This window comes from Pseudarthrobacter chlorophenolicus (genome assembly GCF_000962805.1).
Taxonomy (GTDB): domain Bacteria; phylum Actinomycetota; class Actinomycetes; order Actinomycetales; family Micrococcaceae; genus Arthrobacter; species Arthrobacter chlorophenolicus_A.
Window position 1 is genome coordinate 112,856 of the sequence record NZ_JZTW01000013.1, and the last position, 22,518, is coordinate 135,373.

Consider the following 22,518-nt stretch of genomic DNA (forward strand, 5'->3'; position numbering starts at 1 on the left):
GCCTGCAGGGACAGCGCCCGACGACGCCGGCACGGAGAGTGCCCGGCCGCACCTTTGGAACCGGCCCGGCCCGGCCCTGGCGGGGTCCGCGGGTCCCCGCGCCTGGGGCCCCCGGGTCAGCGGCGGCGCCGCCGCGAGGAGGTGCCGAACATGCCGCGCAGCAGCTCACGGCCCAGCTGGGTGCCGACGGACCGGGCCATGCTTTTCAGCCCGCCGCCCAGGGCGCCGCCGAGCACGCCGCCCAGATCGCCCATGATGCCACCCCCCGGCTGGGATTGGCGTTGGGGCTCCGGGGCACGTGGTGCCCGCGGCGCCGGGACGCTGGCAGGCCGTTCAGCAGCGTCGCCGCTGCCGGAGCTGTTACGTGACGGCCTGCTGCTTGGCCGGCCCAGGATCTCTTCCTCGATGCGCCTTGCTTCGGCGTCGACGTCGGCCTCCCCGGAAGTACCGGAAGGAACAGGCGCCCCGGCGGAAGCCGCGGGACCGGTAGGTGCTGCCGTCTTGCCGGTGAGCTTCTCGTACGCGGAGGGGTTGTCCACCGCTGTGCCGTATTTCTCCAGCAGCGCGGACCCGGCCACGGTGCTCCGGACCAGGGCCTCGTCGCTGGGGCCCATGACCGATTCGGGCGCCCGCAGCCGGGTGAGGGCCACCGGGGTGGGAGCGCCTTTGTCGTTCATGACGGTGATGACCGCTTCACCGATGCCGGCCGAGGTGAGCGTCTCCTCGAGGTCGTAGTCGCTGAGGGGGAACGTGGACACTGTTGCTTTGAGGGCCTTGGCATCCTCCGGCGTGAACGCGCGCAGCGCGTGCTGCACACGGTTGGCCAGCTGGCCCAGGACGTCGGCGGGAACATCCTTGGGGGTCTGGGTGACGAAGAAGATGCCCACGCCCTTGGACCGGATCAGCCGCACGGTGGAGGTGATGGCGTCCAGGAACGCCTTGGAGGCGCCGTTGAACAGCAGGTGTGCCTCATCGAGGAAGAAGACCAGCTTGGGCTTGTCCAGGTCGCCGGCTTCCGGGAGGTCCTCGAAGAGGTCGGCAAGCAGCCACATCAGGAACGTGGAGAACAGCATTGGCTTGTTCTGCAGCGTGGGCAGCTCCAGGCAGGTGACCACGCCCCGGCCATCCGGAGCGGTGCGCAGCAGCTCGGCGGTATCGAACTCCGGCTCACCGAAGAACTTCTCCAGTCCCTGGGCTTCGAGGGTGACCAGTTCACGCAGGATCACCCCGGCGGTGGCCTTCGAAAGGCCGCCGAGCTGCTCGAGCTCGTCCTTGCCTTCCTCGGACGTGAGGAACTGGATGACCGCACGGAGGTCCTTGAGGTCAATCAGTTCCAGGCCGTTCTTGTCGGCGAAGTAGAAGACCAGCTGCAGGCTGGATTCCTGGGTGTCGTTGAGCTCCATGATCCGCGAGAGCAGGATGGGCCCGAACGAGGTCACCGTGGCCCGGACGGGAATACCGTTGCCGTCGCCGCCCAGCGCGAGGAACTCCACCGGGAAGGTCTTGCCGTGCCAGTCCTGGCCAATGCTCTGGGTGCGGGCCAGGAGCTTCTCGCTGCCCGCGGCGGCAGTGGCCAGCCCGGAGAGGTCGCCCTTGATGTCCGCCAGGAAGACAGGCACACCGGCGGCAGAGAGCTGTTCGGCCATCATGTGCAGGGTGACGGTCTTGCCGGTACCGGTGGCTCCGGCCACCAGGCCGTGCCGGTTCATCATGGCCAGCGGCAGCCGCACCGGCGCGTCCTTGTGGAGTTCACCATCGATCAGGGCGGCCCCCAGCTCGATGGTGGCGCCTTCCAGGGCGTAACCCTTCTGGATGGTGGCAAGCTTCTCTGCTGTGGTTTTGTTCGCCATGGCGCTAGCTTAGCGGCGGGCGGTGCATCTGCCGAGGTATCGGGAAGGTCAGTTCTGCCCTGGCCTGGCGCCCGCGGCCGGGAGGTCCTTGGTGAACGCCAGCGCCCCGATGGTCTCGGGGTCCGCGGCCAGGTCGAACTGCGCCTGGTAACCGGTGCGCAGATAAAGGTATTTGGCTTCGGGCTGCCGCGGACCGGTGGTCAGGTACAGGCTGGTGTAGCCGCGGGCAGCTGCCAGGGCTTCCAGCTCGGCGAGCACCAGGCGGGCCAGGCCGCGACGGCGGTGGGCTGAGTGGGTCCAGATCCGCTTCAGTTCCGCCGTGGTGGGGTCGTACCGGCGGAACGCTCCGCCGGCGATGGACTCGCCGTTCTCCTGGATGATCAGCAGGGCGCCGGAGGGGCCTTCAAACTCGGCCGCCGGGTACCGGTTCAGTTCCTCGGCAGCAGCACCATCCCCAAACAGGTCCCCGTAGCGGGTGTCGTATTCGACGGCGAGCTCATCCAGGAGCGGCCTGACCCGGGGATCCTGCATGGGCAGGATGAGGACCTCCAGGGCGGCGGGGTCCAGGGGGCGCGGCTGGACTTCTGGTTCTGCTGTCACCGGTGGTTCCTTGTCAGGGTCTGGTTCCGGCCGGCGGCGGCCGGCTCAGGGGATATTGTGGCGGATTCTTCGCCGCTAAGGCTGTGGGCCGTGCCGAGGATGGTCCGGGCAAGGGCATCATTTTCCCGGAAGGGTGCGGCGTTGGTGCGTGGCCGGGCAAACGCCCCGGCACCCCAGCCGGACGTTCCGGGGCCAACGCCAAACACGGTGTCCTGAGGCGTGCCGTCCGCTCCCACCAGCCGGTGCTGCGGCGTGACCAGAAGCTTGCCGGTGGAGTGGATACCGTCCGCAGTCAGCAGCTGCTGCTCGGTTCCCAGCCCGCTGCCGTGCAGGGAAGCCAGCACCGGGTTGAGCGACCGGACCACCGATGTGGCAGGCAGCCTGGCCTCGATGAACGCCCGCGCCGAAACCGCCGCACCGGACTGCGGGGAGGTGGCAACGAAGGTTCCCGTGGCCTCGTCGGTGCCTATCTCGATACCCGGCCCAAGGAACTGCAGGACCCCCGCACGGTGCAGGGCCAGCATCTGCCGGAGGCGGTGGGGCGGCGGCCCGGAATCGACGAAGCTGAAGAACCCGTGCCACCAGCCGTGTACGGTCTGCTGGGACCGGGCGTTCAGCCGGTCCGCCGGGACCACACGTCCCACCTCCATGTACACGTGCAGCAGGGCAAGGAACAGAGCGAGTGTCTCCGGGTGGTCAGGGCTGTCCCGCAGCGCCAGGTCGTGTTCGATGTAGCCGGCCACGGCATCCTGCACGGCACGGTGGTCCGCGAAGCGGCGCCCATCGAAGGGCCGGTCCAGCCGTTCGAGGTCCAGGTGCAGGGCGTCGTCCGGGACGGCGGCGGCTACCAGCTCCGCGCGCTCGCCGCTGTACCAGTCCAGCCCGGCGTAGCGCGCCGCGAACGAATCCCAGCCCATGGCGGCCCGTTCGGGGCTCCCGGTCAGGAGCTCGCGGTAGTAGTAGTACCCGGCTTCCTTGGCCACCAGTGGCCAGAGGTGCTGGTGGAAGTCCAGTTCTCCGTGGCTTTGGAGCAGCGATTCGATGGCGGCAGGGGTGAAGAACCGCAGCGGTCCGGGTGCTTCGCCGCGGAGGGTGGCGGAGATCTTGGAGTGGTAGGGCACGCCCCGGCGGGACCCGGCCCACAGCCGTGGTTCCCGTCCGGACCGAAGGTAGCGCAGCCCGCCGTCGTGCGTTTCCTCGAACCGGCCGCCGCGGCCCTCCATCAGGATGACCAGCAGGTCCACGAAGGCCAAGCCCATGCCGGAGACGATCACGTCCTGTCCCGGCGCGATGCCTGAGTAGTCGACGTCGGTGGTGTAGCTGGGTGCCGCGTGGTAGCCGCCGTGCCGCGCGGCAAAGTTTGCGTAGCCGGCGGAGGCGGCGTCAGGGCGCGAATCGGTGTGGCCCAGGGCGGTCACCAGGATGTCCGCGTGCAGGGTCCGGCCGTTGGCCAGTGCCACTTCGTGCCGGCCGTCGTCCAGGGGGGCAATTCCGACGGCGGTGCTCCGGTGGGTGGTGACGCTGCGGTTCAGTGCCTTGGCGGCCCGGCGGAAGAACCATTCGAGGTACTGGCTCTGCAGCTGGCGGGTGGGGAACGTGGTGCCGTTGAGTGCCCGGAGCTGGTCCTGCAGGTGCTGCGGGAAGTCCGGCACATCAATGATGGACCCGTCCAGGACGCCGGCGGTCCACTCCACCAGCGACGGCCCAGAAGTGGCCGGGCCGTCGCAGGCCACGGACTCATCGGTGAACATGGTGATGTCCGCGGCCATGGAGTTCAGGAGCAGGCCAGGGTCCTGGTCGTACCGCCAGATGCGGCCCGAGCCCGGAACGTGCGGCTCCACCACATGGATCTCCAGCGGCCCGGCAAACACGTCCGGCCGGTTGGCGGCGATCCGCTCCAGGACGCCGGCAGTGCGCGGTCCGCCGCCGATGAACACGACGGCCGGAATGTTCGCTGGCATGGGGGCTCCTGACGGGCGGATGGCTGGTGCGGGGGGACTGGTAGGCAGTGCAGCGGCGCGCTGGCAGCCGCCGGAGTGCCCATGCTAGGCAGCGGTGAACGCGGCGGTCGAGCAGCCGGTCACGCCCGTTAACTCCGCGTCACAACAGGTCAAAAGACGCAAGAAACCGACTCATGACGCAGTGCGAAGCCCGATGAACTAATGCAACTTCCGGTGTTGCCGCCCCGTTTGGGCCGGTCCTAGATTTGCAGCCAGCAACCGGGGCAAAAGCCCAGGCCGGAGCGACTGCTCCGCCCCGAACACCAAGACCCAGGACAAGAAGCGAGGTGGCACATGAGTTCAGCAACATCGAGGGTGGCGCAGGCACGGCCGGCACCCACGGGAGAGCCGGCAACGACGGCGGAGGCCGGCGCGGCGGCAGCCGCTCCCGGGCAGGCGGCCACCGAAACCGCTTCTGCAGCCGGCGGTAACCTGACGTCAGACGGGGGATTGCCGCCCGGGGGAGCGCCGCGCCTTGCCGCGGACTATTCGTCATACCGCGTCGTGGCGGCGAAACATCCGTGGCGCTGGGTGGGGACCGCCGTCGTCGCGCTCGGCGTACTGGCCGTGGCCTGGTCCCTCGCTACCAACCCGCGCTGGGAGTGGGGTGTGGTGGCTCAGTGGTTTACCGCGCAGTCCGTGGTCAACGGCCTGGTGGAGACCCTGAAGCTGACGGCCATCTCCGGAATCCTTGGCTTCGTGCTGGGCTTCATCCTGGCGCTCATGCGGTTGTCCGCCTCGCCGCTGCTGGTGTCCGTCTCCTGGACGTTCTCCTGGATCTTCCGGTCCACACCGCTGCTGGTCCAGCTGCTCCTCTGGTACAACCTGGGCTACCTCTACGAGAAGATCAGCTTAGGCATCCCCTTCACTGACGTGCGGTTCTTCGAGGTGCAGACCACCACGCTGATCAGCCAGTTTGCCGCCGCCGTCCTGGGCCTGACCCTGAACCAGGCCGCGTACTCCGCGGAGATCATCCGCGGCGGCATCCTTTCCGTGGATCAAGGCCAGCTGGAAGCCGCTGCCGCCCTGGGTATTCCGACCTGGCGCCGCTCCACCCGTATTGTCTTGCCGCAGGCAATGCGCGCCATCCTGCCCACCGCGTTCAACGAGATCATCGGCCTGGTCAAGGGCACCTCGATCGTCTACGTCCTTGCCTACTCGGAGCTGTTCTACACCGTGCAGGTGATCTACAACCGCACCCAGCAGGTCCTGCCGCTGCTTTTGGTGGCCACACTCTGGTACGTGGTGATCACCTCTGTGCTGAGCGTCTTCCAGTACTACATCGAACGCCACTACTCGAAGGGTGCCGTGCGGAACCTGCCGCTGACGCCCCTGCAGAAGGCCCGCAAGTTCTTCGCCACCCACGCCGTCACCAACCGGAAGAGCCTCTGATGACTGCAACCCTTTCAGCTCCTGCCACCCGCGGCCTCGTCGAAATCACCGGCGTCCGCAAATCCTTCGGCGCCACCGAGGTCCTCAAAGGCGTCAGCCTCACCGTTGAGCCGGGCGGCGTGGCCGTGATCGTGGGACCTTCCGGTTCCGGCAAGTCCACGCTGCTGCGAACCATCAACCACCTGGAAAAAGTGGACGGCGGCCACATCTCCATCGACGGGAAGCTGGTGGGCTACGAAGTCCGCGGCCAGAAACTCCATGAACTGCGGGAGAAGGACATCCTCAAGCAGCGCACCGAGATCGGCATGGTGTTCCAGAATTTCAACCTCTTCCCGCACCTGACCGCACTGGAAAACGTGGCGGAAGCACCCGTCGTGGCGCAGGGCCGTTCCAAGGAGGAAGCCCGCCGCCGCGGCCTGGAACTTCTGGACCGCGTAGGGCTCAAGGACCGCGCCGGCGCTTACCCACGCCAGCTTTCCGGCGGACAGCAGCAGCGCGTCGCCATCGCCCGGGCCCTGGCACTGGACCCCAAGATCCTGCTGTTCGACGAGCCCACCTCCGCGCTGGACCCGGAACTGGTCAACGAAGTGCTGGATGTCATCCGGGAACTGGCCAAGTCCGGCACCACCCTGATCATCGTCACCCACGAGATGGGCTTCGCCCGCGATGTGGCGGACACCGTGGTGTTCATGGACCAGGGCCAGATCGTGGAACAGGGCACCCCGCAGCAGATCTTCACCAATCCCCAGGAACCGCGCACCCGGAGCTTCTTCTCCAAGGTGCTCGAACCGGCTTTCAACATCTAAAGGAACTTCCTCCCATGGCATTCTTCGCATCCCACAAGCCCGGCGCAGGGCGTGCGCGCACCCTGGCGGTACTGCCCGCCGTCGTCCTCCTCGGAACGGCGGCGCTCGCAGGCTGCGCCGATCCCGGCGCCTCCGCTTCCGGTGATGCCTCCGGCGCGGCGCAGACGACGGCGGCACGCAACGGCGTCGTCTACAACACGTCCCCGGACCAGCAGCGGATCCGCGGCGAGAAGGACGCTGCGCTCGCCGCCAAGGTCCCTGAGCTGATCGGCAAGGACGGCAAGCTGACGGTGGCCACCACTGCCGGGTCCATCCCCCTGTCCTTCCACGCCACGGATGACAAGACGCCCATCGGCTCCGAGCTGGACATTGCCCAGCTGGTGGCGGACAAGCTGGGCTTGGAGCTCGATGTGCAGGTCACGTCCTGGGAGAACTGGCCGCTGAAAACCCAGTCCGGCGACTTCGAGGTTGTGTTCTCCAATGTGGGGGTCAACAAGGACCGGGTGAAGCTGTTTGACTTCGCCAGCTACCGCGCAGCGTTCATGGGCTTCGAAGCGAAGAAGTCGGCCACCTACGACATTAAGGGCGCGGACGACATCTCCGGACTTCGCGTCTCGGTGGGCTCCGGCACCAACCAGGAGAAGATCCTGCTGGCCTGGAACAAGGAGCTGGAGGAAAAGGGCAAGGCGCCGGCCATCCTGCAGTACTACCAGTCCGAGGCGGACACCATCCTGGCCCTCTCGTCGGGCCGGACAGACCTCAACATCGCCCCCTACCCGTCCACCGTGTACCGCGAAAACACCCGTGACGACCTGAAGGTGGTGGGCAAGGTGAACGCCGGCTGGCCGTCCGAGACGCTGGTGGCTGCCACCTCGCTTAAAGGCAACGGGCTGGCACCGGTGATCACCGAGGCCCTGAACTCCGCCATCAAGGACGGCTCCTACGGCAAGGTGCTGGAACGCTGGGGACTGTCTGAGGAAGCGCTGCCGGAGGCGAAGACCATCACCGAGGAGAACTACGCCGCCACCCAGGCTGCGGCCACCGCATCACCGTCGGCGCCGGGGAAGTCGTCATGAAATTCCAGGTCCTGGATATCATTCCGCACCTGAAGAACCCGCTCACCGGGGAGATCGTCTCCACCGCGGACCGGCTGAACCAGGTAGTGGAAACGGCCCGCCGGGCAGAAGCCCTGGGCTTAGACAGCTTCTCCGTGGGGGAGCGGCACGCCGGGGAGTTCATCTCATCCTCGCCCACCACGGTACTTGCGGCCATCGCTGCGGTGACGGACCGGATCCGGCTGCACACCGGCGTGACGGTGCTGTCCGTGCTGGACCCCGTGCGGGTGGCGGAGGACTACGCCACCATCGACCAGCTCAGCCGCGGACGCCTGGAAATCACCATCGGCAAGGGCAACGAAGTGCTGCAGTACCCGCTCTTCGGCCTGGACCTGGCGGACCAGTGGGACCTGCTGGCCGAAAAATATGAGCTGTTGCGCCGGCTGTGGCGCGAGGAAAACGTCACCTGGTCCGGCAGCTTCCGGACTGCGCTGACCGAGCCGACCACCACCACGCCACGTCCCTTTGACGGCCCGCCGCGTATTTGGCACGGCTCTGCTACAACGCTGACGTCCGCTGCCCTCGCGGGCGAGTGGGGAGACCCGCTGTTCACCGCAAACGCCATCCAGCCGCGGGAGAACTACGCCGCGTTGATCGAGCACTACCGCGAAGAGTACGAACGCCACGGGCACGATCCCCGGCAGCAGTACGTTGGCTCGGGCTGCGGCGCCGGCGGCGTGTTTATCGCTGACACCACCCAGGAAGCGGTCCGCCAGTTCGGCCCGGTGTATGAGGCGCTGACGGCGAACCGCAACGTGCCGGGGAACAACTCGCCCTTCCGGGACATCCAGCATGCCGTGGCCGAGGGGCCGGCGCTGGTGGGAAGCCCGGAGCAGGTGATCGACAAGATCCTGAGTTACCACGCGCTGTACGGCCATGATCTGCAGTCCATCTCCCTGCCCACCACCCTGCCGTTCGAGCAGCAGCTGGAGATCCTGGAGCGCTTCGCCCTCGAGGTCATCCCGGCGGTTCGGGCCGCAGCGCCTACCACGCTGTGGGAGGCCGGGGACCCCTACGGCAACCGCCCCGAATCCACGCGATCCAACCAGTCCGCCAACGTCATCAGGAGTGAGAACGCCCTTGTCCACTGAAACAGCCCTCGAAACGTTCGACGCCGACTGGCAGGAATGGCACGCGGCGCACGAGCGCAACCGCGCCCACCCGCACGGCTTCCTCGCCGTGAGCCACCTGCACTGGCTGGGCAGCGAGGCCACCCCGCTGGAAGGCGCCCCGGGCACCTGGAATACGGATGCCGACGTCGTCCGTGTTGTCCTGCAGCCGGGCGAGAGCCTGCAGCAGGACGGCAAGGAACTGAACACGGACGCCGGGGCAACCCTGGAATTTGGGCCCATTGCCGAACGCGGCGGGATCAACCTGGTTTCGGGCGATACCGTCATTGAAGTGGCCAAGCGCGGTGGCGAGTACATCGTGCGGCCGCGGAACCCGGAGAACGCGCTGCTGCAGGAGTACCAGGGGACACCCGCCTACTCGCCGGATGCCGCCTACGCCGTCCTTGGAACGTTCGTGCCGTTCGAGGTGCCGCGGCCCACCACGGTGGGTGCCGCCGTCGAAGGCATCCAGCACGTCTACGAGGCCCCGGGCGAGATCCGCTTCAAGCTCGCCGGCCAGGAACTGGCGCTGACCGCGTTCAACGGCCACGCCCCCGGCTCCCTCTCGGTGCTCTTCACGGACCAGACCTCCGGCACCACCACCTACGCGGCTAACCGCTCCCTCTCCTTGGTGCCCGACGCGGACGGCTCCGTAGTTCTGGACTTCAACCGGGCGGTGAACCTGCCGTGCGCCTACACGGACCTGGCCACGTGCCCGCTGCCGCCGGCCGAGAACCGGCTGCCCGTGGCCGTTGAGGCCGGCGAAAAGATTCCCTACGAACGTCAGGACCAGAAGTGAGCAACACCAATACCCCTTCGGCCGAAGCAAGCCAGGCCGGTTTCCTGGCCATCGAGCTCGACGGCGCCGGCTGGGACGGGGCGGACATTTCCCGGGCCGTGCTGGCCGCCGAGTCCGCCGGCTTCCACGCAGCCACCTTCACGGACACTCCGGTTCCTGGCCGTGCCAATGCACTGCAGCGGGCCGCGTTCGCAGGCCCGGTCACCGGGTCCATTGCCCTGGTTCCCGAAGTGGACACCGTCTACACCGAGCCGTTCCACGTCTCCACCCAGCTGGCCAGCCTCGACTACGTCTCCGGCGGCCGTGCCGGGTGGATTGCCACCGCCGCGGAGGCACCCGGGGCTGCTGCCGCCGTCGGGCGTTCGTCCGTCACCGGTGCGGCGCTGGGCCAGGAGGCCGCCGCGTCCATTGAAGTATCCCGCCGGCTGTGGGATTCGTGGGAGGACGATGCCGTGATCCGCGATGTCGCCACCGGGCGGTACATCGACGTGGACAAGCTCCACTACGCCGACTTTGAGACGCCTGACGGCTTCACCGGCGCGGGCTATTCGGTGAAGGGCCCGTCCATCATTCCGCGTCCGCTGCAGGGGCAACTTCCCGTCCTGGTTCCTGCCTCGCTGCTTGGCGAGGTGCCGGCTGACGCGTTGGACGCCGTGCTGGTGTCCGCGCCAACCCCCGAACTGCTGGCGGCGGAGGTCCTCGACGTGCGCTCCCGCGTGGGTGCGTCCGTGGCGGTGATCGCCGAGCTCGACGTCGTCCTCGACTCGCGCGGGCAGGCTGCGGCCTCGCGGGAAACAGCGTTCGACGGCGGACGGGCGGCCTTCGCGGGCACCGCCGCGGCCCTGACGGACTTCCTCGAGTCGTTGCTGGCGGACACCGACGGCGTGCGCCTCCACCCGGCGTCGCTCGCCCTGGACCTCGACGAACTGGGCCGGCTGGTCCTGCCGGAGCTGCGCCGCCGCGGAGCGCTCCGCCCGGTGCTGCAGGACGGAACCTTCCGCGACCTGCTGGGCCTGGAACGCCCTGCCAGCCGCTATGTATCTGCCGCCGCCGGCACCGGAAAGTAAGGAAAAACCATGACACAGCACAACCGTGCTAAATCCGACGTCTTCCAGCCCACCGGCCAGATCCAGTTCGGCATCTTCTTCCAGGGCGTCAACTCCGGCACCATCTGGAAGGCCGCCGAATCCGGTTCGCAGACGGACTTCGAATCCTTCCGCCGCATTGCCCAGACCGCCGAGCGCGGGCTGTTCGCGGCGTTCTTCCTGGGGGAGGGACTGCGCCTGCGCGAGCACCTGGGCCGCCCGCATGCCCTGGACGTGGTGGGCCGCCCGGACGCGCAGACCATGCTGGCCGCGCTGGCCTCGGTGACTAAAAACATCGGCCTTGTGGCCACCCAGAACACCACCTACAACGATCCGGCCGACCTGGCCCACCGGCTTGCCTCGCTGGACCTGATCTCCGGCGGCCGTGCCGCCTGGAACATCGTCACCACGGACAACGCGTGGACCGGTGCCAACTTCCGCCGTGGCGGCTACCTTGACCATGCCGACCGGTACAGGCATGCCGAGGCGTTCGTGGAGACGGCCAAGCGGATCTGGGACTCCTGGGAGAGCCCCGCCGGCCCCGCACGCCGCGTGCTCCACGAAGGCCAGCACTACACCGTGGATGTGACTCCGCGGCTGCCGCGCAGTGCGCAGTACCGGCCGGTGCTGTTCCAGGCCGGGGACTCGCCCGAGGGCCGCAACTTCGCCGCCCGCCAGGCGGACGTGATCTTCTCCGCCCACCCCAAGTTCGACGACGCCGTGGAGTTCCGCAAGGACCTCGTGGAGCGTTCGGTGGCGGCGGGCCGCGGGGCCAACGCCGTGCAGATCATGCCGGCCAGCGAGTTCATCCTGGCGGCCACGGCCGAAGAAGCGCTTGAGAAGAAGGAGTGGGTGCGGAGCCTGCAGATCGGCCCGCAGCAGGCCATCGCCTACCTGGAGCAGTTCTGGGGCCGCGAACTCTCCGGGTACGATCCCGACGGTCCGCTGCCGGAGATCGACCCCGTGGTGGAGGAGACGTCCGAGACCCGCGGCAGCGGCTTCCACGGCGCCAAGGCCCGCCAGCTCGCGGATCAGTGGCGTGCCGAGGCCAAGGACAAGGGCCTGTCCATCCGCCAGTTCGTCACCTCCAAGACGGCGCGGATCGACGCCACGTTCACCGGCTCCTACACCGCCGTGGCGGACCACCTGGCCGAGTACGCCCGGACGGGTGCGGTGGACGGGTTCAACATATCGCCGTGGCTGGTTCCCACCGGCCTGGATGACATTGTCAACCACCTGGTGCCGGAGCTGCAGGAGCGCGGCGTCTACCCCACGGAGTACCGCGGCAGCACCCTGCGCGAAAACCTCGGGCTGGAAACACCGGTGCGCACGGCTGATCAGCCGTCCGGGGCGGTCCGGGCCTGATGCGCATTGCAGCCTGGTGGGGAAGGGGCGACGACGGCGGCGAGGACAGTGCCGCCGTCGACCCCTTGCCCGGGGTTGATTTCGCCGGGGCCGGGTCCGCGAATGACCCGGCGGGCACCGTCAGGCTGCAGCTGACGGTATGGGAGCAGTGGGCCTAGCCCGGATCTGGTGACGGTCAGCGCTGAGTTCAAGAACGCCGTCAGGACCCTATGCCGAGGTGCGCGCCGCCTGCCACGTCCAAGCTCACGCCGGTGATGTAGCGGTTGTCAGGGTCGGCTAGGAAGAGGATGGCGCGGGCGACCTCGTCGGGTTCGGCGAAGCGGCGCATGGGAAGTTGCGCGGCGCGTTTGGCTCGGTTGGCGACGGCATCGGGGCCGGAGTCTTTGGCGAACTGGGCCCACATAGGAGTGTTTACGGGGCCGGGCGCGATGGCGTTGACGGAGATTCCGTGGGGTCCGAGTATTTCGGCGAAGGACCACATGATGTGAAGAACGGCCAGTTTGCTCGAGTTGTAAGGCAGGTAGTTGCTGCGCGCCTCCCTTGCGGCGACCGAGGAGAGGATGATGATGGCACCGGCGGTCCCGGACCCAACCATGGATTGCGCCGTTTCCCGGACCATGGAGAACGTTCCGGAGGCGTTGATCCGCATCACGGATTCGTATTCCTCTGTGGTGGTTTCCATGATGTCCGGGGTGGCGCCGAGGACTCCGGCGGCGTGAATGAGGGCGTCGATGCGCCCGTACGTTCTCGTGATGTCGCGGACGATTGCGGCGCATTGCTCTTCGGAGGTGACGTCAAGCGGGAAGAAAGCTGTCAGCTCCTGGCCCTCTCTGGGGGCGCGGTCGGCTCCGATGATGAGGGCTCCCTCGGCTTTGAGCGCGTCGATGACCGCGTCACCGATGCCGCCGCTTGAACCGGTTACCAGGACCACCTGTCCGTTGAGGCTCATTTGCTGGCTCCGCTCACGGGCTGCGTGGCGTGACTCTTCCATTGCCGGCCTTCCTGTTCTTCCGCCGGCAACCCGGCGGCGGCGAGAATCTGATCGAGTAGCCGCTGGGTGCGAACGGCCTCGCGACCCGATGTGAGGGGCTGAGCCCTGTCGGCGACGCGGTCGAGGAAATGGTGGACAGCGGCGGAGAAGCCCAGTGTGTCGGTGGCTGTTGCCCATCCGTAGGCTTCGGCGCTGAGCTCGCGCGATGTGGTGATTCCGCCGACAGTGGTCGCCACGGTCTCAGGGGCACGTACTTCCACGGTTCTTCCGTCGCCGTAGGCGTCCAGCTTCTCGTTCCAGGCGCCAGCGGTTCGGGCTGCCATCAGCACTCCGGTATTGCCGGTGCTGAAGCGGATGATGGCTGCCACGCCGTCTTCTTCCCAAGGGTCGTCTCCGGCTGCATGCGCGGAAACGTCCACTGGTTCACCGCCGCAGTACCAGCGCAGCAGATCGACCATGTGAATGGCGTTCTCGAACGTCGCACGGTATTCGGAACCGGGCCGGTTCTTCTGGGCGACGCAGAAGGTAGCGCCCTTCTCCCCAAACGCATCACGCCCGGCAGTGTAAACGGGTGCATAGCGGCGGTTGAAGTCCACCATCAGGATCCGGCCGCGTTCCTCCGCGAGGTCCGCCAACTGTTCTGCCTCGTCGGTTGCCGGGGCCAAGGGCTTTTCGCAAAACACGTCGATGCCGTTTTCAAGGCACAGCCTGACGGCGTGCGCGTGCTCTGAACGGGGGGTGAGAACAAAGACAGCATCCAGGTCCTGGGCGGCGAGCAGTTCCTCGACCGACCGGTAGGCAGCACCGAAACCCCAGCGGCGGACCAGGTGTCCGGGGTCCTCTTGACGGGATACCAGGGCAGCCAGTTCAACGTCGTTTCGTTGCACCAGGGTGGGGAGTTGGGCGATAGTGGCGATTTTTCCCGCGCCGATGACGCCGACGCGTAGACGCTGAGCGGTCATCGTGCCTGCACCTCGGTGAGGTCGGCGAGCATTGCGCGGAGGGCGGCCGCGGATTCCCGGAAGCCTTCCTCCGGACGTGGGAGGTCTTGCGGGTGCCACCGGTACTCGTACTCAATGCTCAGCAGATCGTCGTAGCCGTGGCGCAGCAGCGACGTGAGGATCTCGCGCCAGGGAAGGATGCCGGTGCCGATGACCCGTGACCTGACGGAACGCTCGGAGGCGTTTACGCGGGCCGTTTCCGTTGCGCGGAAGGTCGCTGAGGAGTCGGTGAACACCAGGTCCTTGACGTGTACGTGACCGATCAGTCCGCCTTGAACTTCAAAGGCCTGTTCGAACGTTTCGTCGTGGGTGAAGGTCAGATTCGTCTGATCGTAGAGGACGCGCACGGCGGGGTGGGCGACTTCGCGGACGAGCGCCGCGGTTTCGGCGGCCGTCTGGGTCATGGTGCCGAAATGGTTCTCCACGCAGAGGCGCACGCCGGCCTGTGCAGCTTCAGGTGCAAGCGTCTGGAGGGCGTCCCGCAGTTTCGTCCATCGCGCGGCATGGTCGGCGTCCCCCGGGTGCCAGGATCCCGCGTACACGCGGACCCTGTCGGCGCCGAGTAGATGGGCGGTTTCAATCGCGCCCCGGAATTCGTCGACTCCGCTGCGCCATTCACGCTCGTCCAGGGAGTTGATGGACGTGGTGTACGGCGTCAGGCCGATGATAGGCAGGCCCTCATCTTCTGCCGCCTTGAGCGCTTCAAGGGCGGCGCGCCTGTCCCTCTGGGGGAGTCCTGACTTGTAGTTGTCCTGGTAGATGACTTCCGCGGCGTCGAGGCCGGCGGCTCGAAATAGTGTGAGTGCCTGGGGGACCGTGTGGTCCGGAGTGCCGAGGGTGTGGCCTGCCAGTCGCATTATAGATAGTCCTTCGTGAAAGTGTGTGTTGGAGTTGCCCAGTCCGTGGGACCGACCAGGCGGGGCGGGGCTTCGACGCGCGATCGGTCAACGATTTCCATCAGCAGCCCCCAGGGGGTGACGAAGTATGTCCAGCGGTTGCCGGCGACGCGGGGACTGTCGCCTGCGACTTCCTTGCGCTCTCCGAGCACGCGTACTCCCGGGGTCTCCTGGAGGACGGCCACCGCTTCGTCGACGTCGTCGACGACGAAGCACAGGTGGTGCCCGCCCGCGTCGCAATGCCGCGGCGGGGTTTCCCGCCGTTCAGCGCTGCTCCATTCGAAAAGCTCGATATTCAAGTTCGGTGGGAGCCGCAGCATGGCCAGGGTGAGCCGGGCGTCCGCGGGGACATCAAAGTTTGTGGGCATGAACTCGGCGTCGGGTCCACGGTCAGAGCGGTACAGCTCTTCGGCACCGAGTACCTCGACGAAGAACGTGATGGCCTCTTCAAGGTTGGGAACCGTCAGGCCGACGTGGTCGGTGTGCCTGAGCCCGGGCAGCTTGCGCAGGGCGCTTGTACTGGTTCCGGTCATTTGCGTGGCCCGCAGGTGGAGGCGCGTACCAGGAGTTCGGGTTCCAGTACGACGTGGTCTACGGATCCGGTCAGGTTCTGTTTTTCTGCCAGCTCGATTGCGATGCTCCCCATGTCAGCAATCGGCTGCCGCACTGTTGTCAGGGCGGGGTTGAACCGGGCGCCCAGCGCCAGGCCGTCGAACCCTATGACGGAGACGTCTTCCGGCACACGGATGCCGCTCTTGCCAAGGGCCGAGATCACTGCGAAGGCCACCATGTCGTTGGCGGCGATGATTGCCGTCGGGGGATTGTTCATCTCCAGGAAGTGCTGTGCTGCGCGTGCCCCCGTATCCGGATCGGAGCCGCTGTCGAGAACCACCGGCGAGTTGCCGCCTTCCGCTGACAGTTCCAAATACGCGTCCATCCGGTCCTGGGCCGTGTGGGTCCCGGAGATGCCGGAAACGTAGCCGATCGAGGTGTGGCCCAGCGAACGCAGGTGCTCCAGTGCGAGGATGATGCCGCGGCGGCTGTCGACTGTCACTGTTGGAACCGAGGTGTCGCCTTCCACACGGTCGATCACTACCACCCGATGGCCGAAATCGAAGCGCTTGAGGGCCTCGGTATCGACTTTCGTCGAGGGCGCGACGATTCCAAAGGGGGCGTACATGGCCTGCATCGCCGTGAAGTACCCGTCGGTCTTGGCAGGGTCTCCGTTAGTGACACACAGCAGCAGTTGGTAGCCGCGCTCGTCAGCGGCCTGCGTCATGGTCTTGGCCAGCTCTGCAAAGAACGGGTTGGTGATGTCCGGAACAATCAGAGGGACGAACGTGCTGGTCTTCCGCCGCAACGCCTGTGCGAGCGGGCTCATCGTGTAACCGAGCCCCTCAGCGACGCGGAGAATGTGCTCCCTCGTTTCGCTTTTTACCGCCTCCGGCCGGGAAAACGCCCGGGAAACCGTTGAGCGGTGGACTCCGGCTGCCTTCGCGACAACGTCAATACTAAGGTCGGCCATCTTCTGTTCCTCCGTGGTGGTTATACGCCTGCCAAATTGGGCGCATCGCGTCTTCGAGCTGGGCGAGCGTTGGCAGTCCCTGGAATCCATCTTCCAGCGTTCCCGCGACCCGGCGTACGAAAGCATCGTAGAGGGGGTCGCTGTCCACGTTGATCAGGGCGGATTCCGTTATCCCGTCCGCTGAGGTGAACGTTGCAGAACCGTCTGAATTGATGGAGGCGAAGCCTGCTTCGCCCGCCGACGTGAAGCTGCAGTAGCGCTTCAACGGCGAATCCGGGAATGCGTACCCCACCTCGATGATCGCTTCACGCCCGCCCGTGGTGGTGACGATGAGACTGGCATGGTCCTCAATATCCGCCCCGTGCAGAACGGAGGAGAGCCTGGAATCCACTGTGCCGGCGGACTCGTTACTGCTCTGCAGGAACAGATCGACAAAATGCGGTGCCAGATTTGCCAGGCAACCACCCCCCGCAGCAACAGGATCGAGCATCCAGGGATTGCCGTTATCCAGGTAGCGCGAGGGCGGCCCGGCGATGAAGGAGGTTCGCTGGTACGTCGGACGGCCCGCCTTGGCAAGCCAGCGGTCAACGGGGCCGTCCCGCTGAACCAGGGGAACCGTCGCGGGCACGCCGGCCGCTTCCGCAGCCTCACGCACGGTGGCAAGCTCGGCCAAGGAGGTGCCGAGGGGTTTCTCCACCACGAACGGAATGCCGCGCTCAATCAGCGCAAAACATTTTTCCGCCATCCCATTGTGTGGGCCAAAGACATAGGCAAGCCCGAGGTCCGGCAGGTCCACCAGGTTGCGCCAGTCCGCCTCAACCGGAGCATTCCAGGCTTCCGCAAGTACCCGGACAAGCGATACGTCACGGTCACTTATGCCGACAACATCGTGTTCCTCCCTGATCGCCCGTGTACAAAGCGGAACGTGCCAGTGGGAAGCGCCAAGGATGATGGTGCGTGGTTTACTCATCTGCCAGCCCCTTTGCTATGTATGAGATCGATTGCTGAGATCGGTTGCAATAACAGTATGGATGGTGGGAGAGTTTGTCAACGACACTTCAACAGAGGTTCAGGGATACTCCGGAACGCGGAAGTTGCCCGGGCCAGAAGAAAGGCCAACAATGTACAAAAAACTCCGTACCCTCGAGACGATTCACCAATCCGGCGCCGTCCTCATCGTGCGCCTGGAAAATGAAGACCTTGCAGAACGAGTGGCAGAGGCAGCCATCGCCGGCGGCTTCAAGGCCCTTGAAATCACACTCTCGATCCCCGGTGCAGTGGACGTGATCCGCCGGCTCTCTGCCAAGCACGGGCCCAATGGAGTAGCGGTGGGCGCCGGAACGGTCCTGGACGAGCACTCGGCCTACGAGTGCATCCGCGCGGGTGCAGAGTTCCTGGTCAGTCCCCAGTTGAACCGACCGATGATCCGGCTGGCTAACCGGTATCAAGTGCCCACCATTAGTGGCGCATACACGCCAACGGAACTTGTTGAAACTGCCGAGGCCGGCGCTGACATGCTTAAGCTGTTCCCCACCGAAGCCGGCGGCATCCCCTATGCGAAGTCGGTTCTTGCTCCACTGGCACACCTGCCGATCATGCCGGCAGGCGGCGTCACCCCCGAAAACGTCGCCGAATGGTTCGCCGCCGGTGTGGCGGGCGTCGGCGTCGGCAGTGCGGTGACAAAAGCATGGCAGCCAGATGGGGACTTCTCACGCGTTACCAAGGCTGCCCGGGAGTTTCTCGCGGCAGTGGCAAAGGCCCGTCAATGACCGTGCCCAAAGTCTTCATCGTCATCGGCCCCGCCGGCTCCGGCAAAACCACCATCGCCCAGCAGGCGGCAGAGGAGCATGCGGCAGCATATCTGGACAAGGATCGGATCTGCGGCCGGCTGGTCGAGTTCGGGTTGACGGTGGCCGGACATGACCCCACCGACCGCGAATCCAACGCGTTCTACCGGGAGAATGTTCTGCCCCTGGAATACGCAACGCTCATGGACGTGGCGGGAGCGAACCTGCGGCTGGGGCGATCCGTGGTCATCGATGCACCCTTCGGTGCGTATTTTGCCGTGCCGGATTACCTGACGGGCGCGGCTGAAGAGTTTCACTGGCCCCCCGTGGAGATTGTGGTGGTGCGGGTGCGTGTCCCGCCGGAAATCCTCCGGGAACGGATAGGTCGGCGGGGCCTGGAGCGGGACCGGTGGAAGCTTGCGCACTGGGACGAGTACTGGGCTTCGTACGGCAGCCTCAATTGCGCGTGGTCCGGAGTCCATTTCCTTGACGTGGACAATGAAAAGCCGCTGAGCATGCAGGGCAACTCCGGAGGCTGAAGCAACCCAAAGTACCCATTGACAGGGCCGGACGCCCTACGTAGAGTTTCTTGCAACCGATCTCTGCAACCGATCTCATTGATGAGTCGAAATGCAACCGATCTCATCGGTGAACAACTGAAGAATGCTTATCCGCTACAAACCGGGGCAGTGCGGAAACAGTCCAAACCCCTCCGCAGCAAACGTGAAAATATGGAGAGTTCAATGAAGACCTCAAAAGAAGCTGTTGGCAGTCCAGACTCTTCGGAGCCAACCGAAGTGCCTGCCCGCCCACGCCGCAACCTCAATATGGTGGCGGGCACGATCGGCCACTTTGTGGAGTGGTACGACTGGTACATCTATGGGTTGCTCGCCGCGGTGTTCTCATCACAAATATTTCCCAGTGATTCACCTTTCGCCTCCCTGATCGCAGCACTGCTCACCTACGCGGTCGGGTTCGTTGTCCGCCCGCTCAGCGGCATCATCATTTCGCCACTGGCGGACCGTTTCGGCCGAAGGCTCATCCTGACGCTGGCCATCTCCGGGATGGCGCTCGGTGCCCTGATCATCGGCCTCACACCGTCATTTGCCACCATTGGCTATGCGGCGCCCGTCCTCTTCCTGGTGGCGCGCATTCTCCAGGGGATCTCGGCGGGCAGCGAGGCGCAGAGCGCCATCGCCTTCATGGTTGAACACGCCCCCGCGAACCGCAGGGGCCTGTTCGGTTCGTTCTCCAACATGGCCAGCGGCTTGGCGACCCTCGCAGCGACCGGCGCCGCTGCAATGGTGACATCTGCCTTCACACCCGAGGACCTCGCTGCCTGGGGATGGCGCATCCCGTTCGTTGTGGGTGGCATTCTCGGCGTCGTCGGGCTTATTTTGCGGGCCCGGGCCGAAGAGACGCCGGAGTTTGAAGCAACTGCCGTCGTCGACCAGAAGTCTGCTGCTGCACGCCTGATGGACCTGATTCGCGAGCACCCCAAAGCTCTGCTGCAGGCCGCAGCGCTCTCTGCCCCGGCCGTGGCCTACTACACCTGGGCCACCTTCCTTCCCACCTATGCCAAGCTGACCACTGGCCGGGATCTCTCCTCCACCCTGGCCGGGAGCGTCATCGGACTGGCCCTGCTGGTTATCATCGTGCCGGTCTGCGGATACCTTTCCGACCGGCTGGGCCGCCGCAAGATCTTCCCCATCATCGGCGCCATTGGCATGATCGTTCTCTTCTACCCCTTGCTGCTGCTCCTGAACCAGCCGGGCTTCGGCGTCTACGTGCTGGTGTCAGCCTCCGGCTGGGTCGTCCTCGGTATCTGGCAGGCCGTCTACCCGACCATCCAGGCCGAACTCTTCCCCGCCTCGGTCCGGGTCTCCGGCATCGGGTTCGCACACCAGATCGTCATTGCCGTCTTCGGCGGCACGGCGCCACTGATCGCCGCCGCCTTCGTCGGCGCCGGACAGCCCATGCTCGTCGCGGTCTACATGATCGCCATCGTCGCCGTCTGCCTCGTCGTCTACTTCACTCTTCCGGAGACCGGCAGCCGGGCTGGCCGTGCCACGGTCGGCATTGCCGACGCTGAAGTCCTCGAAGGCGAACACCTGCTCCATGGCGTTTCGCCAGCGACTGACGAAGCGAATCGCTCGCGGCAGCCATAGCTGTCCACAGGAGGGCTTGGCGGCTCGAATGGGCGACGTTGCACGCAGCCCTCCCTGTCGAGCCGCCGGGCCAGCCAGATCACTGCCCGATCCACCACGAGGTTCGAGATTCACTTCGCCCTATGAAATAAGCACGACTCCTCTATTGGCACAGAACTGAGAGACGCCCCAGATGATTATCAATACTTTTTCCTATCTCTGGTCAACCACGGCAATTAATGCGATCGCTGAGCTGGCTGCCAACGGTTATGAGACCTTTGAAGTGCCAGTCAGCTCGCCGCATTGTTGGCCTGATGAGATCACAGCCCAGGAGCGCTCAGCTATGCGGGTGCGGCTCGAGGACTACGGCGCCAAGATCAGGTCGCTGAATGCCGGGGGCTACGACATAAACCTCGCGAGCCCTGGAGCCAATATGCGCCGCAAGAGTGTCGAACACATAAAACAGGTGATCGACCTTGCCGAAGCCTGGGACGTCCGCGAAGTTGTGATCTCCCCCGGAACAAGACGCCCGATGATCTCACCCGCACTCGACAACGTCTATGCGTGGATGTACGAAAGCCTGGAGACGCTCATCCCAATGGCCAAGCAGGCAGGCACCCGCCTTCTGTTCGAGAACACCCCATACTGTTTCACTCCCACCATCCAGGACCTGGCCGGCGTAATCAGCACGGTCAATGATGACGCCGTCAAGATCGTCTACGACGTCGCCAACGCCGCATACATAGGCGAGGACCCCGTAGTAGGCCTGCTCTCCCACCACGAAGCGATCGGACTTATCCACATCTCCGACACCGGAACGGAAACCTGGGGGCACGATCCGATCGGCACCGGAGTCATCGACTGGAACGGACTGGGCAAAGCCGTCCGCGAAACCTGCGGCATCAACAATGTTGTTCTCGAGATCATCCGTGAAGAAAACCCGGCGCAGAAATTCAAGAAAGCGATGAACGACCTCATTAACAATGGCTGGGACCTGGCAAAGTGACGCACAACTAGCGTCATTGCGAAACTTTCAAAATCAAACTAAGTCCAGGTGATCCCAACGGATGCCTGTCAAAAGGAGTAGGTGCCATGAAGGCCTTGGTCAGTGGTGGAAGCAGCGGCATAGGGGCAGCGACCTGCCTGCGAATCACGGAAGCGGCTCTCGCCCGCGGCGAGCAGCCGTTGATTGCCGTATGCGGAAACGAGCTCAACAACGGCCAAGAGCAGGTCGTCCGCTCTATTAAATCGATGGGAGGCACCGCCATCGCACTGGCCGGTGACCTCGGCGACCCCGACGTTCCGGGCCAACTGGTAGCCGCTGCTGTGGCCGAATTCGGCGGACTGGACGCGCTCATCGCAAACGCGGGGATAGCAAACCCTGGTCAAATATGCGAACTATCAATAGAGGACTGGGACAGCATGTTCTCAGTCAACCTCCGCGGCGCATGGCTCCTTGCCAAAGCAAGCTACCCCCATTTGAAAGAGAGCCGCGGTTCCGCCTGCTTCACCTCCTCAATGTCCGGCCAGCTGCCACACGCCGGCTCCGGCGCCTACAGCCCCAGCAAGGCTGCACTAACCATGCTTGCTCAAACGCTCGCACTCGAATGGGCGCCCGAAGGCATTCGCGTCAACGTGGTGTCCCCAGGCATGACCCACACACGAATGACCGAGAAAATGTACGCCGATCCGCAGATCAAGAAAGCAAGGGAAGACATCATTCCCCTGGCAAGAATCGGAGAGCCTGCGGACATAGCCAACGTGATCGAATTCCTTGTCGGGCCGCTGTCCGGATACGTCACCGGGCAAGACATCTGCGTTGACGGTGGATTCTCGAAATCCATTCTTAGTCACATTCCCGGCCGGCCTAGTTCCAAACCCTAAAAAGCCCCACCTGTACCTGCCCCCCTGACCTGATGAATGCGTAGAGAACATACATCACGACAGGGCTACCGGCCTTTCAGTCCTCTCAATACGAAATCTGCTCACCTCTAACCGCGATAGGCCCATGAGGAAGGGCCGACGACGGCGCTGTATGCGCCGTCGTCGG

The 22,518-nt window shown here is 65.4% G+C and carries 22 protein-coding genes; 13 read left to right on the forward strand and 9 right to left on the reverse strand.

Annotated features, from left to right (window positions below):
- Nucleotides 1–116: 116 nt before the first annotated feature.
- From UC32_RS13970 to UC32_RS13980, 3 genes are read right to left on the reverse strand one after another with little or no spacing between them, the layout of a single operon-like run.
- On the reverse strand, nucleotides 117–1,850 hold the full coding sequence (locus UC32_RS13970; RefSeq protein ID WP_045731795.1) for a helicase HerA-like domain-containing protein: 1,734 nt from the start codon (nucleotides 1,848–1,850) through the stop codon (nucleotides 117–119).
- A 48-nt stretch (nucleotides 1,851–1,898) separates the two neighbouring features.
- On the reverse strand, nucleotides 1,899–2,450 hold the full coding sequence (locus UC32_RS13975; protein ID WP_045731796.1) for a GNAT family N-acetyltransferase: 552 nt from the start codon (nucleotides 2,448–2,450) through the stop codon (nucleotides 1,899–1,901).
- Nucleotides 2,447–4,411, reverse strand: coding sequence for an FAD/NAD(P)-binding protein (locus UC32_RS13980; RefSeq protein WP_045731797.1), 1,965 nt, complete (start codon nucleotides 4,409–4,411; stop codon nucleotides 2,447–2,449). Before UC32_RS13980 ends, UC32_RS13975 begins: the two co-directional genes overlap by 4 nt.
- A 333-nt stretch (nucleotides 4,412–4,744) precedes the next feature.
- Between UC32_RS13980 and UC32_RS13985 the strand changes: the two genes are divergently transcribed.
- Genes UC32_RS13985 through UC32_RS20810 form a run of 8 tightly spaced genes read left to right on the forward strand, consistent with a single transcriptional unit; the run spans nucleotide 4,745 to nucleotide 12,279 of the window.
- Entirely contained in the window at nucleotides 4,745–5,842 is a 1,098-nt protein-coding gene (locus UC32_RS13985) for an amino acid ABC transporter permease (protein WP_200896390.1), read from the forward strand.
- Nucleotides 5,842–6,648: an amino acid ABC transporter ATP-binding protein gene (locus UC32_RS13990; RefSeq protein WP_045731798.1), complete on the forward strand. Its 807-nt coding sequence runs from the start codon at nucleotides 5,842–5,844 to the stop codon at nucleotides 6,646–6,648. Before UC32_RS13985 ends, UC32_RS13990 begins: the two co-directional genes overlap by 1 nt.
- Nucleotides 6,649–6,662: 14 nt before the next feature.
- Nucleotides 6,663–7,724 carry a transporter substrate-binding domain-containing protein gene (locus UC32_RS13995; protein ID WP_045731799.1) on the forward strand — a complete coding sequence of 354 codons (1,062 nt, stop codon included), beginning with the start codon at nucleotides 6,663–6,665 and terminating at the stop codon, nucleotides 7,722–7,724.
- Nucleotides 7,721–8,854, forward strand: coding sequence for an LLM class flavin-dependent oxidoreductase (locus UC32_RS14000; RefSeq protein WP_045731800.1), 1,134 nt, complete (start codon nucleotides 7,721–7,723; stop codon nucleotides 8,852–8,854). The genes UC32_RS13995 and UC32_RS14000 overlap by 4 nt, the downstream gene beginning before the upstream one ends.
- Entirely contained in the window at nucleotides 8,844–9,671 is an 828-nt protein-coding gene (locus tag UC32_RS14005; protein ID WP_045731801.1) for a DUF1684 domain-containing protein, read from the forward strand. The genes UC32_RS14000 and UC32_RS14005 overlap by 11 nt, the downstream gene beginning before the upstream one ends.
- Nucleotides 9,668–10,738, forward strand: coding sequence for an LLM class flavin-dependent oxidoreductase (locus UC32_RS14010; protein ID WP_045731802.1), 1,071 nt, complete (start codon nucleotides 9,668–9,670; stop codon nucleotides 10,736–10,738). Before UC32_RS14005 ends, UC32_RS14010 begins: the two co-directional genes overlap by 4 nt.
- 9 nt (nucleotides 10,739–10,747) lie before the next feature.
- Entirely contained in the window at nucleotides 10,748–12,121 is a 1,374-nt protein-coding gene (locus tag UC32_RS14015; RefSeq protein ID WP_045731803.1) for an NtaA/DmoA family FMN-dependent monooxygenase, read from the forward strand.
- A complete protein-coding gene (locus tag UC32_RS20810) occupies nucleotides 12,121–12,279 on the forward strand; it encodes a hypothetical protein (RefSeq protein WP_200896391.1) in 159 nt (52 codons plus the stop codon). Before UC32_RS14015 ends, UC32_RS20810 begins: the two co-directional genes overlap by 1 nt.
- Before the next feature lie 41 nt (nucleotides 12,280–12,320).
- Here UC32_RS20810 and UC32_RS14020 read toward each other — a convergent pair whose 3' ends face one another.
- The 6 genes from UC32_RS14020 to UC32_RS14045 are packed head-to-tail and all read right to left on the reverse strand — an operon-like array spanning nucleotide 12,321 to nucleotide 17,504.
- Nucleotides 12,321–13,070, reverse strand: coding sequence for an SDR family NAD(P)-dependent oxidoreductase (locus UC32_RS14020; protein ID WP_045731804.1), 750 nt, complete (start codon nucleotides 13,068–13,070; stop codon nucleotides 12,321–12,323).
- Nucleotides 13,067–14,074 carry a Gfo/Idh/MocA family protein gene (locus UC32_RS14025; protein WP_045731805.1) on the reverse strand — a complete coding sequence of 336 codons (1,008 nt, stop codon included), beginning with the start codon at nucleotides 14,072–14,074 and terminating at the stop codon, nucleotides 13,067–13,069. Before UC32_RS14025 ends, UC32_RS14020 begins: the two co-directional genes overlap by 4 nt.
- Nucleotides 14,071–14,970 carry a sugar phosphate isomerase/epimerase family protein gene (locus UC32_RS14030; protein WP_045731806.1) on the reverse strand — a complete coding sequence of 300 codons (900 nt, stop codon included), beginning with the start codon at nucleotides 14,968–14,970 and terminating at the stop codon, nucleotides 14,071–14,073. The genes UC32_RS14025 and UC32_RS14030 overlap by 4 nt, the downstream gene beginning before the upstream one ends.
- Complete coding sequence (locus tag UC32_RS14035; RefSeq protein ID WP_045731807.1) at nucleotides 14,970–15,542, reverse strand: VOC family protein; 573 nt, start codon at nucleotides 15,540–15,542, stop codon at nucleotides 14,970–14,972. Before UC32_RS14035 ends, UC32_RS14030 begins: the two co-directional genes overlap by 1 nt.
- Nucleotides 15,539–16,534, reverse strand: coding sequence for a LacI family DNA-binding transcriptional regulator (locus tag UC32_RS14040; protein WP_045731808.1), 996 nt, complete (start codon nucleotides 16,532–16,534; stop codon nucleotides 15,539–15,541). Before UC32_RS14040 ends, UC32_RS14035 begins: the two co-directional genes overlap by 4 nt.
- Complete coding sequence (locus UC32_RS14045; RefSeq protein WP_045731809.1) at nucleotides 16,521–17,504, reverse strand: Gfo/Idh/MocA family protein; 984 nt, start codon at nucleotides 17,502–17,504, stop codon at nucleotides 16,521–16,523. Before UC32_RS14045 ends, UC32_RS14040 begins: the two co-directional genes overlap by 14 nt.
- A 151-nt stretch (nucleotides 17,505–17,655) precedes the next feature.
- Between UC32_RS14045 and UC32_RS14050 the strand changes: the two genes are divergently transcribed.
- The 5 genes from UC32_RS14050 to UC32_RS14070 all read left to right on the forward strand — a co-directional run bounded on the left by UC32_RS14050 (nucleotide 17,656) and on the right by UC32_RS14070 (nucleotide 22,352).
- Complete coding sequence (locus tag UC32_RS14050) at nucleotides 17,656–18,303, forward strand: bifunctional 4-hydroxy-2-oxoglutarate aldolase/2-dehydro-3-deoxy-phosphogluconate aldolase (RefSeq protein ID WP_045731810.1); 648 nt, start codon at nucleotides 17,656–17,658, stop codon at nucleotides 18,301–18,303.
- The gene (locus UC32_RS14055) at nucleotides 18,300–18,860 is read left to right on the forward strand and encodes an AAA family ATPase (RefSeq protein WP_045731811.1); all 561 of its coding nucleotides are present in this window, start codon (nucleotides 18,300–18,302) and stop codon (nucleotides 18,858–18,860) included. Before UC32_RS14050 ends, UC32_RS14055 begins: the two co-directional genes overlap by 4 nt.
- Nucleotides 18,861–19,064: 204 nt before the next feature.
- Nucleotides 19,065–20,489, forward strand: coding sequence for an MFS transporter (locus tag UC32_RS14060; RefSeq protein WP_045731812.1), 1,425 nt, complete (start codon nucleotides 19,065–19,067; stop codon nucleotides 20,487–20,489).
- A gap of 172 nt (nucleotides 20,490–20,661) precedes the next feature.
- Nucleotides 20,662–21,474 carry a sugar phosphate isomerase/epimerase family protein gene (locus UC32_RS14065; protein ID WP_045731813.1) on the forward strand — a complete coding sequence of 271 codons (813 nt, stop codon included), beginning with the start codon at nucleotides 20,662–20,664 and terminating at the stop codon, nucleotides 21,472–21,474.
- Between the two features lie 86 nt (nucleotides 21,475–21,560).
- Nucleotides 21,561–22,352, forward strand: coding sequence for an SDR family NAD(P)-dependent oxidoreductase (locus UC32_RS14070; RefSeq protein WP_045731814.1), 792 nt, complete (start codon nucleotides 21,561–21,563; stop codon nucleotides 22,350–22,352).
- The last annotated feature ends 166 nt before the right edge of the window (nucleotides 22,353–22,518 follow it).